Source organism: Flavobacterium sp. SOK18b (assembly GCF_014156605.1).
Lineage (GTDB): Bacteria > Bacteroidota > Bacteroidia > Flavobacteriales > Flavobacteriaceae > Flavobacterium > Flavobacterium tiangeerense.
Genome location: NZ_QKNZ01000057.1, coordinates 11143 through 27351, shown reverse-complemented (window position 1 = coordinate 27351; position 16209 = coordinate 11143). Strand labels below are relative to the sequence as shown.

15 protein-coding genes are annotated in these 16209 nt (G+C 32.3%); 3 read left to right on the top strand and 12 right to left on the bottom strand.

What is annotated here, in order from left to right; genetic code table 11:
- Positions 1-49: 49 nt before the first annotated feature.
- Together DNC80_RS09555 and aroC are read right to left on the bottom strand one after the other, a co-directional pair.
- A complete protein-coding gene (locus tag DNC80_RS09555; protein ID WP_182651014.1) occupies positions 50-1327 on the bottom strand; it encodes a dicarboxylate/amino acid:cation symporter in 1278 nt (425 codons plus the stop codon).
- Positions 1328-1431: 104 nt separating this feature from the next.
- Positions 1432-2490, bottom strand: a complete 1059-nt coding sequence (gene aroC / locus DNC80_RS09550; RefSeq protein ID WP_182651013.1) for a chorismate synthase — start codon at positions 2488-2490, stop codon at positions 1432-1434.
- Between the two features lie 186 nt (positions 2491-2676).
- On the opposite strand from aroC, the gene DNC80_RS09545 reads away from it, so the two are divergent.
- Together DNC80_RS09545 and DNC80_RS09540 are read left to right on the top strand one after the other, a co-directional pair.
- Positions 2677-3519: a UDP-2,3-diacylglucosamine diphosphatase gene (locus DNC80_RS09545; RefSeq protein ID WP_182651012.1), complete on the top strand. Its 843-nt coding sequence runs from the start codon at positions 2677-2679 to the stop codon at positions 3517-3519.
- A 115-nt stretch (positions 3520-3634) separates the two neighbouring features.
- Entirely contained in the window at positions 3635-4123 is a 489-nt protein-coding gene (locus tag DNC80_RS09540) for a hypothetical protein (protein WP_182651011.1), read from the top strand.
- A gap of 52 nt (positions 4124-4175) precedes the next feature.
- On the opposite strand, the gene DNC80_RS09535 is transcribed toward DNC80_RS09540, so the two are convergent.
- The 10 genes from DNC80_RS09535 to DNC80_RS09490 form a co-directional block, all read right to left on the bottom strand.
- Complete coding sequence (locus tag DNC80_RS09535; protein ID WP_182651010.1) at positions 4176-4604, bottom strand: protease complex subunit PrcB family protein; 429 nt, start codon at positions 4602-4604, stop codon at positions 4176-4178.
- 34 nt (positions 4605-4638) lie between these two features.
- Positions 4639-5772, bottom strand: a complete 1134-nt coding sequence (gene bshA, locus DNC80_RS09530) for an N-acetyl-alpha-D-glucosaminyl L-malate synthase BshA (protein ID WP_144892178.1) — start codon at positions 5770-5772, stop codon at positions 4639-4641.
- A gap of 174 nt (positions 5773-5946) precedes the next feature.
- Positions 5947-6570, bottom strand: a complete 624-nt coding sequence (locus DNC80_RS09525) for a phosphatase PAP2 family protein (RefSeq protein ID WP_182651009.1) — start codon at positions 6568-6570, stop codon at positions 5947-5949.
- Between the two features lie 52 nt (positions 6571-6622).
- Positions 6623-7105, bottom strand: coding sequence for an ABC transporter ATPase (locus DNC80_RS09520; RefSeq protein WP_182651008.1), 483 nt, complete (start codon positions 7103-7105; stop codon positions 6623-6625).
- Positions 7106-7140: 35 nt separating this feature from the next.
- On the bottom strand, positions 7141-7767 hold the full coding sequence (locus DNC80_RS09515; protein ID WP_182651007.1) for a hypothetical protein: 627 nt from the start codon (positions 7765-7767) through the stop codon (positions 7141-7143).
- A gap of 2 nt (positions 7768-7769) precedes the next feature.
- Positions 7770-8561, bottom strand: a complete 792-nt coding sequence (locus tag DNC80_RS09510; protein ID WP_182651006.1) for a (Fe-S)-binding protein — start codon at positions 8559-8561, stop codon at positions 7770-7772.
- 77 nt (positions 8562-8638) lie between these two features.
- Positions 8639-9970, bottom strand: coding sequence for a (Fe-S)-binding protein (locus tag DNC80_RS09505; RefSeq protein WP_182651005.1), 1332 nt, complete (start codon positions 9968-9970; stop codon positions 8639-8641).
- Positions 9971-9980: 10 nt separating this feature from the next.
- On the bottom strand, positions 9981-10940 hold the full coding sequence (locus DNC80_RS09500) for an MlaD family protein (protein WP_182651004.1): 960 nt from the start codon (positions 10938-10940) through the stop codon (positions 9981-9983).
- Between the two features lie 44 nt (positions 10941-10984).
- The gene (locus DNC80_RS09495; protein ID WP_182651003.1) at positions 10985-12091 is read right to left on the bottom strand and encodes an N-acetylmuramoyl-L-alanine amidase; all 1107 of its coding nucleotides are present in this window, start codon (positions 12089-12091) and stop codon (positions 10985-10987) included.
- Positions 12092-12181: 90 nt separating this feature from the next.
- Entirely contained in the window at positions 12182-13351 is a 1170-nt protein-coding gene (locus DNC80_RS09490) for an N-acetylmuramoyl-L-alanine amidase (RefSeq protein ID WP_182651002.1), read from the bottom strand.
- Between the two features lie 83 nt (positions 13352-13434).
- Between DNC80_RS09490 and DNC80_RS09485 the strand changes: the two genes are divergently transcribed.
- Positions 13435-16182 (top strand): putative LPS assembly protein LptD, encoded by a 2748-nt coding sequence (locus DNC80_RS09485; protein ID WP_182651001.1) that lies wholly within the window; start codon positions 13435-13437, stop codon positions 16180-16182.
- The last annotated feature ends 27 nt before the right edge of the window (positions 16183-16209 follow it).

Genomic DNA, 16209 nt, shown 5'->3' with positions numbered 1-16209 from the left:
GCAGTAAAAATTTTTACTGCTTTTTTTTATATCAATAAGTGAACTTACTTTACATAGAAACCACTTCATCAGTATCATCACTTCCTTCCCATTTCCCTACTACAGAAGTAGCTAAAGCATTTCCTAAAACGTTTGTAGCACTCCTGAACATATCACAAAAATGGTCTATTGGTAAAATTAAAGCAATACCTTCAATAGGAATATCAAACATTCCGCAAGTTGCGGCAACTACTACTAAACTGGCTCTTGGCACACCCGCAATACCTTTACTGGTAAGCATTAAAACTAACAACATAGTCATTTGAGTTCCTAACGACAAATCTATACCGTACGCTTGAGCAATAAATATACTGGCAAATGTCATGTACATCATACTTCCGTCAAGATTAAAAGAATATCCTAATGGCAACATAAAAGATACGATTCTGTCTTTTACTCCAAAGCGTTCTAACTCCTCAGTAAGTTTTGGGAAAACAGCTTCACTACTAGTTGTTCCAAAGGCAATAATTAACGGACTCACAATACGTTTTAACAATACAGTCATTCTCCCTTTGAGGAAAATATAACCTACAACTCCTAAAACAACCCATAAAGAAGAAATCCCGATTAAAAAAGAACCAAAGAACTTGAAATACGTAATGGCTAATTCTTGAAAATCACGCACTGCAAAAACACCTGCAATGGCTCCAAATACGCCAATAGGTGCAAACTTCATAACAAAGTTTACCATTTTTAAAACAATATGTGATATTTTGTCAAATGCTGTAATCACTGGCTTAACGTGATCCCCTAATGAAGCAGCCGCTAATCCAAAAAAGATCGAGAAAATTACAATCTGTAAAATTTCATTCGTAGCCATCGCTTCAAAAATACTTTTTGGAACAATGTGTTCTATAAAATTATCGAATGATATATTTTGTGTTTTTGCAGTCACTTCTGACACTGCCGCTAAATCCACATTGGATAAATTAAGTCCTATTCCTGGTTTCAAAACGTTCACAAAAAACATTCCAAGCAACAATGAAATAAAAGAAGCTGTAAAAAACCAAGCCATCGCTTTACCACCTATTCTTCCTACCGCTTTAATATCTCCTAATTTTGCAATACCCACAACAAGAGTTGTAAATACTAAAGGCGAAATAATCATTTGAACCAAACGAATGAAAACTGTAGCCAAAATTTTAATTTTACTGCTGAAATTTTGCGCATCTTCTGGAGTTATACTATTATGTATTATAATCCCTAATACGGCTCCAAGAACCATTGCTATCAATATTTGCCCGGTTAATCCTGAAAAAAATGAAGTCTTTTTTGTAGTATGATCCATTAAATTATTTTTAATTACTTGATATTTAGTTACATTATATTTAGCATAATAATTCATATTTCATGAAATAGGATGCTTTTTATTTACAATTTATGGAGCTTGCTTTAGTACGTTTTATTTATCAAATAAAAGTCTGCCAAAACAATTGCAGCCATTGCTTCTACTATAGGCACTGCTCGCGGCACAACACAAGGATCGTGACGGCCTTTTCCTGTCATAGCAGTTATATTTCCTTGATTATCTAAAGATTCTTGCTCTTTCATGATTGTGGCAACAGGCTTAAAAGCAACTCTAAAATAAATATCCATACCATTGCTGATACCGCCTTGAATTCCTCCTGAAAGATTGGTTTTTGTGGTTCCGTCTGAATTATACAGGTCATTATGATCACTCCCTTTCATTTTTGCACCTTCAAAACCACTACCAAATTCAAAACCCTTCACCGCATTAATTGATAACATAGCTTTACCTAACTCGGCATGTAATTTATCAAAAACAGGTTCGCCTAAACCCACAGGAACGTTTTGAATTACACAAGATACCACACCTCCTACTGTATCTCCTTCTTTACGGATACCTCGAATGTAGTCCTCCATAATAACTGCAGCTTGCTCATCTGGGCAACGTACCGGATTGCTTTCAATTTTGGAAAAATCCAATTCTTGATAATGCTTTTCCAAAACGATAGGCCCAACTTGAGAAACGTAAGCATGAATTTTAATTTCGGATAACATTTGCTTTGCAATAGCACCAGCAACAACTCTTGAGGCCGTCTCTCGTGCAGAACTTCTTCCACCTCCACGATAATCGCGTACACCATATTTCTTTTCATATACGTAATCAGCATGGCTAGGCCTGTAGTTATCTTTTATATGAGAGTAATCGTCTGATTTCTGATTGGTATTTGGAATAATAAAACCAATTGGTGTACCAGTAGTTTTACCTTCAAAAATTCCGGATAAGAACTGAACTGCATCTGGCTCTTTACGTTGGGTAACAATAGCCGACTGCCCCGGCTTTCTTCGAGACATTTCAAATTGAATAGCATCTAAATCTAAAGCAATCCCAGAAGGGCAACCATCAATTATACCACCTAAAGCGTCACCATGAGATTCTCCAAATGTTGTAATTTTAAACAATGTTCCAAAACTATTTCCTGCCATTTCATTTTGATTTTGAACAAAAGTACCATTTTACTTCAAAGTTCAAAAGTTTAGTGTTTAAAGTTTTAAGCAAGTTCTTAGATTTATTGTTATTAAATTAATATTGTATCGCTAATCTTAACTTTTAATTCAATGTTACTTAATTTATTTTTAATTGTTTTGTTAAACTTCAAAAAATAAAAAACCTTGAAAAAAAGAAAAGTAGAAGTGGTTGTCATATCCGATGTGCATTTGGGCACCTTTGGTAGTCATGCCAAGGAACTCCTTAATTATTTATCCTCTATTAAACCTAAAATACTAATTCTAAATGGAGATATTGTTGATATCTGGCAGTTTAGAAAATCCTATTTCCCAAAATCACATTTAAAGGTTATTCAAAAAATCATCAGTTTTGCTTCAAAAGGGACAAAGGTGTACTACATTACCGGAAATCATGATGAAATGTTACGCAAGTTCAGTGACATCTCATTGGGTAATTTTGCATTGGTAGATAAACTCATTTTAACATTAGATTCAAAAAAATTATGGGTTTTCCATGGGGATGTATTTGATGCCTCGGTGCAACACTCTAAATGGATTGCAAAATTAGGCGGTTTAGGCTATGATTATCTTATTTTGATCAACCGGTTTGCAAATTGGTGTTTAAAAAAACTAGGGAAAGAGCCGTATTCGTTTAGTAAAAAAATAAAAGCTAGTGTAAAAAAGGCGGTAAAACACATTTCTGATTTTGAGAAAACTGCAACTGAATTAGCCATTGAAAAAAAATACGATTACGTTATTTGCGGACATATTCACGAACCAAAAATCATTAAAAAAGAAACCAAAAGTGGCTCTACACTCTATCTAAATTCTGGAGATTGGATAGAAAACCTCACATCTCTTGAATACAATAATAAAAGGTGGAAATTATTTCATTACAGTGAGATGAATTTTGAGGAAGATGATAATCTTTTTGAAATGGAAGATCTCATAGAAACCCAATCTATTGCAAGTAAAAAAATATTTGTAAAGCAAAATTTGGTTAAATAGCACATTAAGCTCCTAAAATAACTTGATGTGGAAATTATGTAACTTTTACACAAAATTTTACAACGCAATTAACAAGTAAATAAATAAATTTGCTAAATAATTAAAACAAACAAAAATGAAAAAGATTATTTTATCTGCAGTAATGTTAGTAGCATTATCATTTACAGCACAAGCACAAGATATTTCAAAAAATGCTTTAGGTCTTCGTTTAGGAGATAACGACGGTTTTGGTGGAGAAATTTCATACCAAAGAGGTCTTGGTGATAACAACCGTTTAGAATTAGATTTAGGTTTTAGAAATAGTAATGATGTTGATGCTTTTAAACTTACAGGTTTATACCAATGGGTTTGGAACATTGATGGTGGTTTCAACTGGTATGCTGGTGTAGGTGGTGGATTAGGAAGCTGGGATAACAACAGATTTGATGTAAACGGAACTTATGCTTTTGTTGCTGGAGATTTAGGTATTGAATATAATTTCAAAGAAGCTCCAATTCAATTAGCACTTGACATTAGACCCGAATTATACTTTTCAGATAATGATAACTTCAGAACTGATAATTTTGCTCCAGATTTAGCATTAAGTATTAGATACAGATTCTAATCAACAGATTCATAAAAAAAGAGGCTATTTATTCGTAAATAGCCTCTTTTTTTTATTGAAAAATAATTTCTTTTTTCGAGTTAATCTTCACCACACAAAAAGGGTTTGTCAAGGCTTGTGTAACCATTCCGCCTGGCTCAGGTGCCATTTCTTTTACCTTAATTATAATTTGAGTAGGTGTTTCTACTACGCTCTCAACATTTATACTGTAACCGCCACTTGTTTTTTGACCCATATTGAGAATCACAAAATTCGAGTTTTGTAAATCCGAAGGTTTAATGCTGTTTTTAAGATTTTCATCTTTTTGAAGCATTTTTATTTCATTTGGCTCTGATAAAATTTCATAAAACCGAATAGCAGCACCTCCATAAGTCTGTTCTGTTAGTACTTCATATAACTTTTTTGAATCAGCTATTGCTGGCTTACCTGTTGCACATGAAAACAAACTTATCATCATAACACCCATTACTATTTTATTCATGTTTTAAAAATTTAGATTTCCAATACCACTTTGATTATTTGTATTTGTTAATAGCTTTTAGATACAAAGCTTCGTACAAGGGTAAAATGTTTTTGATATCAAATTGTTTAGCAACTTCAAAGGCGTTTTCTTTAAACACTGCTAATGTTTTTTCATCTTTTAGTATTTTCAACGCATTAAGAGCCATTTCGTCCGTATTTCCCACATCACTTAAATATCCCGAAACACCATCAAAATTCACCTCGGCTAATCCACCAGAATTACTAGAAATAACTGGAACATTACAAGCCATTGCTTCAAGTGCCGCAAGTCCAAAACTTTCCGTTTGTGAAGGCAACAAAAACAAATCTGTAAGACATAAAATCTTATCAATTTCATTACTATTACCAAAAAATATTACCTTATCCTGAATACCAAGTTCTTGACAAAGAGCTTCTGCTTTTTCTTTTTCGGGACCGTCACCCACCATCATAAGCTTCGCAGGAATCTCTTTTTGAATGTTATAAAAAACTTTAATGACATCAGGAATTCGTTTTACTTTTCTAAAATTACTAATATGGGTAATGATTTTCTCATTCTCTTTAGCCATGACTGACCGTTGGCAAGGAAAATTAGTATCGGTTTTATTTTTATCCAACTCTATAAAATTAGGAATGACCTCAATTTCATTTTTTATGTTGAATAATTTTAAGGTATCGTCTTTTAAACTCTGAGAAACCGAAGTTACAAAATCAGATTTATTGATACTAAAAGTTACAGCAGGTTTATAAAAAGGATGGTTACCTACAAGAGTTATATCAGTACCATGCAGTGTAGTTACCATAGGAATATTTATTCCCTCGTCCTTTAGCATTTGTTTTGCCATATAACCTGCATAAGCATGCGGAATAGCATAATGCACATGCAACAATTCTATTTGATGCAATTTTACCATATCTACCAGTTTACTGGATAGCGCTAATTCATAAGGCTGATAATGAAACAAGGCATATTCAGGTACATTAACCTCATGGTAATGTACATTTGGACTTAGCAATGCAAGACGCACCGGTTGTCTATAGGTAATAAAATGAATTTCGTGACCACGTCTCGCTAGTTCAAGACCAAGTTCTGTGGCTACTACGCCACTACCTCCAAAGGTAGGATAACAAACAATTGCAATTTTCATGAAAACTATTTAATACAACGAAAGTAAGTAAATTTGAATTGAGTTTCCTGAAATTAATGTTAATTACCATTCATTAAAGTAACTTATTCAAAAAAAGAAGTGGAAGTTTAAAAAAATGAAAAAGAAATGTCTACGGAAAAAAAATAAATAAGTACTATTAAATAAAAGGGCTTTTTATTTTACACCTTCTATTTTTCTAAACTTTTTCTTATTCAACCATTTATTAATCTTAAAGGTAGCAAAAGCAGATCCAGCACCAATAAGCGCACCTGCTGCCACATCACTGGGATAATGAACACCTAAATGCATTCTAGAATAACCCACACTACTTGCCCATAAAAAAGAAGGTACAATGACATACCATTTAGGATACGCCATACTTAATGAGGTTGCAGTAGAAAAAGCAATAGAAGTATGACCTGAAGGAAAAGAGGTACCCGTAGATGTTACAACTGGAACAATATCTGAATAAGTGTCAAACGGGCGTGCTCTATTAACAGCTACTTTTAATGCTTTTGTAATAAAAGCATTTACAAGAAATGCTTCGCCAATAAAAATTGCTTTATGTTTAAGTGTACTATCTTTCTTTATTAACCCAATAGAATACATCAATACTGGGGTTGCAATACTTACTGGTACGGCACTATTTGTAATATTGTTTAATTGAGAATCAAAACTTTGATTGCGTTCAACGTGTATAGCTCTTAAAACTTTTATATCAAGATTTTGAGAAAATAAGTTACTAAAACCTATCAAAAAAAAGAAACAATATAGAATTTCAATTCTTGCTTTCTGCATTCAACGTTTTTTAATATTTAGTTTTAAAGACTATAATTAAGTAAAAGTATTTTTAAAAAAAACGACTGTGCCAACTATCCATAGCAGTAACTTCCCAAGATTCATTAAATTCTTCAATAGTGTTTACCAGGTTATTAAAAACTACTGTGTTTTCAGTAACCGCTTTGTCTTTCACCATTTTTTTGAAATCAATTAGGGTTTTATGAGCAATGTGTTCTCCTAACTTAAAAGTCACATTCATTTTATCTAATAAATCAACTGTATATTTTTGTTCTAATGCTTGTATAAACTCTACAGATGCGTCTATTGAACAACCCGTAGCAGCTTGTACTTCTTGATTTACAGCAATAATTATAAACCTATTATACTTTAAGAGATAAGAAGATTCTAAACTAGTTCCATGTGCTGCCCATTGCTCTAAGAAAGATTTTAATGAAGTTTCTATTTCAGCAAATTCAGCATCAGAGAATTTTCTATTGGATTGATAAATCCAAATTCTAGAATCTTCTGGTAAATTTTCAAAAGGGACGTACATATAATTGTATTTGTAAATTTCAGGGCAATTAGAATTTATTGACGCTGTATATCTGTTAAAATTTTAAAATATTTGAATTCATTTGTTGCTACATCAAAAAGTTCAATCTCAGTGTAACCAACTTTTACAGAATCTTTAACTTTAAGTTCATTATTAGTCAATACAGATGCTGTTTCAAAGTAATCCAATAATAAAAAACTATAAGCTCTTCCGTTTTTATCTTTTAGTTGTAAAGAAACAAATTGATCTTTTTTAATAGCGGTAACTTGACCTTCTATAAAAACATCCGCTGGTTCATCAACTACAAGTTCATCTTCACTTTCATCACCAATATCTTTCTGAGTTGATTTACCTAACTCTAGAATAATTTCTGGGCAGTTGACTAACATTTTTAGTGCTACTTTCTCGCCCATTTTTCGCATTCCTTCTTGATCATCAAACTGAATCTTATCCTCTTGCTTGAATTCATTTATATGACTCGTATAACTTTGAATCATACACAAACCTACTTGAGTTTGCAATTCTTTCTTATCTAGTTTTTGATAATCTAATTTTTTTGTTCCAAGACAAGCACAGGTTTCTTTACCAATAATGTCATACATGTCTTGAGAAAAAGAATTTGTACTGAAAATTAAAACAAGTGCTATAATTATTTTTTTCATCATTACAAGTCTTGAGCATTAGCAATAAGCTCAGCTATATCCATTACCTTAACATCACTTTCTCTTTCTTTGTTTTTGATACCATCTGTCATCATCGTATTGCAAAATGGACACCCTGCGGCAATAATATCAGGAGCTGTCTCTAATGCATCCTCTGTTCTCTCAATATTAATTTCTTTACTTCCGTTTTCAGCATCTTTAAACATTTGAGCTCCACCTGCACCACAACAAAGTCCATTGGCTTTTGATCTTTTCATTTCAACAAGAGCTGCATCAAGTTTCGTTATTAAATCTCTAGGAGCTTCGTAAACGTTATTGGCTCTGCCCAAATAACAAGGGTCGTGAAAAGTAATACGCTTTCCTTTAAATTGACCACCTTCAATAGTAAGTCTACCATCATCAAGTAGCGATTTCAAAAATTCTGTATGATGTATTACTTCATATTGTCCTCCTAGTTCTGGATACTCATTTTTGAGCGTGTTAAAACAATGAGGACAAGCAGTAACTATTTTTTTTGCTTCATAACCATTCAAAACTTCAATGTTCATCATGGCTTGCATTTGAAACAAAAACTCGTTTCCTGCTCTTTTTGCTGGATCTCCTGTACAACTCTCTTCGGTTCCTAAAACAGCAAAAGAAACATTAGATCTATTTAAAATTCGAACAAAAGCTTTCGTAATTTTTTTTGCTCTATCGTCAAAACTTCCTGCACAGCCCACCCAAAATAAAACTTCTGGCTGCTTTCCTTGAGCTAACATTTCGGCCATAGTTGGCACTATTAAATTTTCTGACATACTTTTTTATTGATTCGGTTATATGATAATTTGTGTTTGTATTAAAAAAATACAATAATGAAATCCGTTACAATGGATTATTCATTTTTCCAATTTAATCTATCTTGTTGGTTGTATTGCCATGGTGCACCATTGTTTTCAATATTGGTCATCATAGCATTTAACGGCATTGGTGCAGCACTCTGTTCCATTACTAAATAACGTCTCATATCCATAATAATAGATAAAGGACTGATGTTTACAGGACACTCTTCAACACAAGCGTTGCATGAAGTACAGGCCCATAGTTCTTCTGCAGTAATATAATCATTCAACAACGATTTATTATCTGGTATGAAAACACCTTTATTCGCATCTATATTTTTTCCTACTTCCTCAAGACGATCTCTAGTATCCATCATGATTTTTCTAGGAGATAATTTTTTACCCGTATTGTTTGCAGGACATGATGAAGTACATCTTCCACATTCTGTGCAGGTATAAGCATTTAACAACTGAACCCAGTTTAAATCTTGCACATCACTAGCACCGAATTTACTTGGAACCGCATTTGAATCTACTGGTGCTGCTGCAAAAGGATCGGCATTAGGATCCATCATTAATTTTACCTCATTTGTTACTGATTGTAAATTATCAAATTGACCTTGTGGGTTCAAATTTGCAAAATACGTATTAGGAAAAGCCAATAAAATATGAAGGTGCTTTGAAAAATAAAGATAATTCATGAAAATTAAAATCCCCACAATGTGAACCCACCAGAAACCTTCAGATAATAGCATTACTAATTCATTTGAAAGTCCATTAAAAATAGGCTCAATAAACTGACTCACTGGAAAAGATCCTGCTTTTATGAAATGACCATAACCTCCTGGAACATTTTGTAAATGCAAATCAGAAGCGTTCATTAATAAAAATAATGTCATCAATACCACTTCAAAATACAAAATGTAATTAGCATCACTTTTAGGCCAGCCTTTTAAATCTGAACTGACAAATCGCTTTAATTTAATAATATTTCTTCGGCTCCAAAAAGCAAAAACAGCCACTAAAACTAAAACAGCAAGTATCTCAAATGAAGCAATTAATACATTATAAGTAGTTCCCAAGAAAGCAAAAACTCTATGTGTACCAAAAAGTCCATCAATAATAATTTCTAACAACTCAATGTTAATGATTACAAAACCAATGTAGACTATAATGTGTAAAATCCCTGCCACTGGTCTCTTTACCATTTTTGATTGTCCTAGTGCTATCATGGCCATATTAGTCCATCTTGCTTTGGGATTATCCGTACGATTAACATCAGTTCCTAAATTGATATTTCTTCTTATTTTTTTGATACTTACAAAAAAATATCCGAAACCTATTGCCAATATTATGGCAAATAAAATATTGTCTAAGTAGCTCATTTTAATATATTTACTTTATTTGAATAGAATCCTTTTGTGCTCCTACGTATGGCTTGTTTTTCTTTCCAAACACTGATATATTTACATATCTAGTAGGATACAATCTAATATCTTGAAGAAGTAATTCCAACTCTTTGGTAGAAGTTTTAATATTTTGATAAAAAGATTCGTCTTTTAATAATTTCCCTATTGTACCATTTCCAGACTCTAAATTACGCATAATTCCATCTACACGTCCTAGAGTAGTATTTAGGTTCTTCACTGTTTTACCTAAATCAGCTTTGTTTAAAGAATCTGAAATTTTTGAAAAGTTGACTGAAACTTTATTCAAGTTAGTAACAACACCGTTTATTTGTGTTTTGTTTGTAGCTAATAAATCATTCACACTAGATGAAAGTTTATGAAACTCAGCCACTGTTTGACTCAATTCAGCAAGAGTCAATTTGATATCGGCTTGACCTTTTTGATCTAAAACATTATTCAATCCAGAAATTAGTTTATCTGTATTACCTAATAATTTTTCAAGTTTGTCTTGCAAAGGCGCTAATTGATCCCCTACTTTATCGGTTAAACCAAGCTTAATTCCACTTTGAAAAAACTGACCTTCAACAGCTAATTCTTTATCATTAAAATTAGGCATAATCGCTATTTGCTTTCCGCCAATAAAGCTTGGCTCATACAATGATGCAACACTACTTTTTGTAATAGGAAAATCAGTTTTCAACTGTAACTCTACAAGCAATTTACCTGTATTCGCATTAATAGTAATACTGTTTACTTTACCTATAATTAAGCCATTAAGAGTTACTGGAGCCGATGATGTAAGACCTTCAACACTATTATATTCAACAAAAAAGGTTTTGTAATCTGTAAACAAGTCTTTTCCTTTTAAAAAACTGTAACCCCAAATAAAAAGTGATATAGATGCAATAACTAAAATTGCAGTTTTAATTTCTCGTGTTATTTTCAAAATTCAAGTATTTTTTACAAATTTAATATAAAATATTTGACTTGTTATAATAATTTAAGCGCTTCTTTAATACTAATGTTTTTTCCGTTCTGAAACGCTACAATATAAGCAGTTGTATATCCTTTTAATTGAACCTTTTTTAAATTTTCTTTGGCTATTGCATACGTATTTGCTTCTCCAAAGAAATAAGTAAACAAAGATCCAGAACTTGATTGAACTGAAACGTCTTTCAAACCTTTAAAATTTTGAGGCTTTAAATCCAACTTTTTATTGCCAGATGCAAATTGTATTTTAAAAACTACATTAGTTTTAGATGGTTTCGAATTTATATCTGACAAAGGCGCCTTAACTGTTATTTTTTTATCTATGGAGGAGGATTTCGTTTTTGAAACTTCTTTCAAATCATCATTGTCATTTGAAGAACTTGTATCAAAGTATTCTTTTTTGTAAGCAATTATAGCCGATGCAATTGCTTGTGCCATGTTTTTTTGTCCTTCTGCAGAGTTGAGATAAGTCCCCTCATTTTTATTGCTTAAAAAACCAAGCTCAATTAAAACACTTGGCATGTATGCCGCATCCAACACCCACAATGGAGTTTGTTTGATACCTCGAGATTTTCTGTTGAGTTTGTGTATAAAATTACCTTCTATTTTTGATGCCAATCGAATACTTCGATCTAAGTAATCTTCTTGTAAAATTTTCAAACCTATTAAAGTCTCTGGATTTTTAGGATCAAATCCTTTATAGCTTCTTTTATAATCTTTCTCTAATAAAATAACAGAATTTTCTTGTTTTGCAATTTCTAAATTTCCTTTGCTTCGGGTCAAACCCATGACAAATGTCTCTGTCCCATATGGAACTGGATTATTTACTGAATTACAATGAATGGAAATAAACAAATCTGCATGCAGACTATTTGCTTTGTGAGGTCGGTCTTTGAGTTCAATAAAAACATCTGATTTGCGGGTATGAATTACCTTAATATCTGGATCTTCATTCAACTGCTTTTCGAGTTGCAAAGTCGTTTTTAGTGCAATTTCTTTTTCTATAAATCCATGGTAGGAATTTCCAGGATCTTTACCTCCGTGGCCAGCATCAAGGATAACAATAAATTTATTTTTAGATTGAGAAAAAACAGCTATGCTTGCCATTAGAAAAAAAACGACACATTTTGTTTTTATTTTTAAAACGCTATGCAAAATATATAGGTGTAAAATTATTAGGATCCTTTTTTGGAGGATTTATTTAAGGGCATCTTTAATACTGACTTTCTCACCATTTTTGTAAGCAATTAAAAAAGCAGAGCTAAAACCTTTTTCTTTTGCAATTTTTAAATCTTTCTTAGCTGCTTCATAATCCGTTGTATTTCCATACAAATATTTAAAATATTTATTTTCAGTAATTACAGAAATGGCATCTAGCCCTCTAAACGTTTTTGAACTTGTATCTAAGTTTGTCAAACTAGCCATCAATTGGACTTTATAAACTGTTGAGGCGCTACCATTCACTACAGGTAAAACAGCTGCAGGATTAACTCCAGATTGTATATTTGGTGTAGTTGGCGTTTCGTTAATTTCATTAATAGGTTTTTCTATTTTGTCTTGGGGTAATACTTCTTGTATGTTTTCAATTTCATTAGTCCCATAATATTCCGCTTTATAGCTAATAATTGCATCCGAAATAGCTTTTGCAATCTGGTTTTGACCTTCTTCAGAGTTTAGAATATTACCTTCAATAGTGTTTGAAATAAACCCCATTTCAATTAAAACTCTAGGCATATAGGCTTTATGCAATACCATAAAAGGAGCCTGTTTTACCCCTTCTCCACGTATTTTTTTTCCTAAATTCTCAAATGCATCCTCCACTTTACTAGCAAGTGAAATACTGTTATCTAAATATTCTTCTTGCATTAAAGTCATACCTATCATAGTCTCAGGAGAGTTAGGATCAAAACCTTCATATTTTTGTTTATAGTCCTTTTCCAAAGTAATTACAGAGTTCTCTTTCTTGGCTGCCTCTAAGTTTGATGAAACTTTACTCAAACCCATCACATAAGTTTCAGTTCCGTCAGCAAGAGTGTTTCTATTTGCATTACAATGTATGGATACAAATATGTTTGCGTTAAATCGATTTGCAATATTGGCTCTTTCAATCAAATCAATAAACACATCTGTTTTTCTAGTATAATTAACCTCCATATAAGGAGTTGACTCTAAAATTTTACCTACTTTTAAAACAACCGCTAATGCAATATTTTTTTCGATCCTACCTTCATAAACTGCCCCAAAATCATGTGCACCATGACCCGCATCCAGCGTTACCTTAAAATTACTTGATTGACTAAAACCTAAAACGGAATTCATCAACAAAATAAAAGATACCAATAATTTATTATTACTTGAAAAAGACATGTTGTGATACGTTAATTTAATTAAAAGACTACAGTTATAAAATTATTAATTTGACTATTTTTGACCAAAAATAATCTGTAAGTTTGACTCCTCAAAAAATAGGCCATCATTTTACAAAAATAGCATTTAAACCTTTGCATACAAACTTATTTAATATCGTTTTAATATCTATTATCCTATCAATAGGTTCAGGTACAACATACGCGCAAGATATCAATAAAAAGAAGCCGAATGTAAAAGCTCAAAATAAAATTGATTCCGAACCCAAAGCATCTTCTACAATTAAAAAGGATGATAATCTTGCTGTAAAAAAAGTAGACACTATTAAGATTGATACTGTAAAAAGCAAGAAAGTATTTTTGAACGGGAAAGTACGTTACAAAGCTAGTAAGTATGTCAAAATTGATCAAAAGAGAAAATTAATCACACTAAACGATCAAGCGGAATTATATTATGAAGATGTAGAACTTAAATCTGGTATAATTGTACTTGATTATGAAAAAAATGAAGTCTATGCAGGAAGATTAAAAGACTCCGCAGGTGCTTACATTCAATATCCAAATTTTAAGCAAGGTGCCAATGTAGTAGAACCCGATTCTATTCGGTTTAATTTTAAAACAAAAAAAGCGCTAATTTGGAATTCTCGTTCAGATCAAGGCGAATTCAAAATCAAAGCTGCAGTTACTAAAAAAGAAAATGACTCCGTATATTTTTTAAAAGGCGCCCGTTTTACTACATCAAAAGATGTAGACAATCCTGAATATTATTTCCAAACCAATAAAGTGAAATTTATTCCCGGCAAAAAAGTAGTTACAGGATTAACTAATATGGTTATTGCAAATGTGCCTACTCCTATTGCGCTGCCTTTTGCGTTTTTTCCTATGAGCAAGGAAACCAGTATTTCGGGTTTAATATTACCTAGTTACAACGACTCTAACAACCGTGGTTTTTCTTTACAAAACTTAGGTTACTATTTTGCCTTAAGCGATAACTATGACTTAACGGTATTAGGAGATTATTATACCAATGGTAGCTATGGGATGCGTTTTGAGTCAAGCTATGCCAAAAGATACAATTACCGTGGTAACATCAATGTGCGTTTTGAAAATTTAATCAATAGTGAAAGAGGGTATCCTGACTATTCTAAACAGAACATTTACAACATCCAATGGTCCCATTCAAAGGATACAAAATCCAGTCCAAATTCTACTTTTTCAGCTTCTGTGAATTTAGGAAGCAGCAAATATTTCCAGCAGTCCATTAATCAAGTTAACATTGGCTCAAACCTAAACAATACACTTAGCTCTTCAGTATCTTATTCCAAAACATTTACTTCAGTGCCACAAGTGCGTATGTCATTGACAGCTACACATTCTCAAAACACACAAACAGAGGAAATCAACATGACCTTACCTACGCTACAATTAAGCGTAGACAGAATGTATCCTTTTGTAGGTAAAGACGGTGTGAGAAAAGGTTTTTTTAAGAATATCAATTTACAATACAACCTAAACGGTAGAAATAGTATCGTAACTAATGACTCTTTATTTTTTAAACCCCAGATGTTTCGTGATGCTAAAATAGGTTTTCAGCATAGCATCCCGTTGAGTACAAATTTTAAATTATTCAAATATTTTAGTGCTACTACATCAATGAATTATGAAGAAATTTGGTACACAAAAACGATTAACAAAAGCTTTGATATAGAACAAAACCGAGTAGTTGATAGAACCGTTAACGGTTTTGACGCTTTTAGAACCTATTCTTTCTCATCAAGTGTAGGAACAACAATATATGGAACGTTCAATTTTGGTGAAAACAAAAAAATAAAATCAATACGTCACGTAATGAGACCCTCCATTTCTTATGGGTACACACCAAGTTTTGAAAAATATTACGATACTTATGCTGCCGATGGTTCAGGAAAAATGCAAAAATATACCCGATTTGAAAACGGAATTTATGGTGCACCAGGATTAAACAATTCTAATATTTTAGGTTTTGATTTAAGCAATACGCTGGAAGCAAAGGTAACAGACAAGGACAGTACTAAAGTGGAGTCCAAAAAAATAATGCTACTTAACAACCTTAACTTTTCTACATCATACAATATGAATGCCGATGGTAAAACAACATTAGCATTAGCACCAATTCGAGTAAGTGGTGGTACAAATTTACTAGATAATAAAATGAATGTCAATTTTGGAGCCACTCTTGATCCTTACGCTATTGATAATTCGGGTAACCGAATAAATGTGTTTAACATCAATAACGGCGGAAGTCTTTTTAGAATGACAAGTTCAAATATGACAATAAATTATGCCATTTCAAGCAAAGGAAAAGATAAAAATGAGAAAGATAAAAATTCATTAAGCAAACGAAATGGTGGTCGAGAAGACGATTTATTTGGAACCAATGTTGATCTTGGCGATAGCCGAAGAAGTTTATTTAATGAGGATGAAGAAAATGAAGAAGAAGATACAGAATCTGAGTTTTTTAATTCTAAATTACCTTGGGACATGACATTTGCTTATTCCCTAACGTATGGAAACAATAATCGAGAAAATGAAATCATAGGAAACTCAATTATGATATCTGCCAATGCTGACATAACGCCCAAATGGAAAGCTGGTGTATCAACAGGATATGATTTTGTTCAAAAAGGAGTTACGTTTACTCAATTGCGTTTTGAGCGTGATTTGTTAAGCTGGCGAATGGATTTTAACTGGTCCCCTTTTGGTACAAATGCAAACTGGGGTTTCTTTATCGGGATAAAATCTGGTGTATTAAGTGATATCAAATGGGATAAACGTAGTACCATAAACAGGTAACTTTAAAACTAATTCAAATTAATGCCA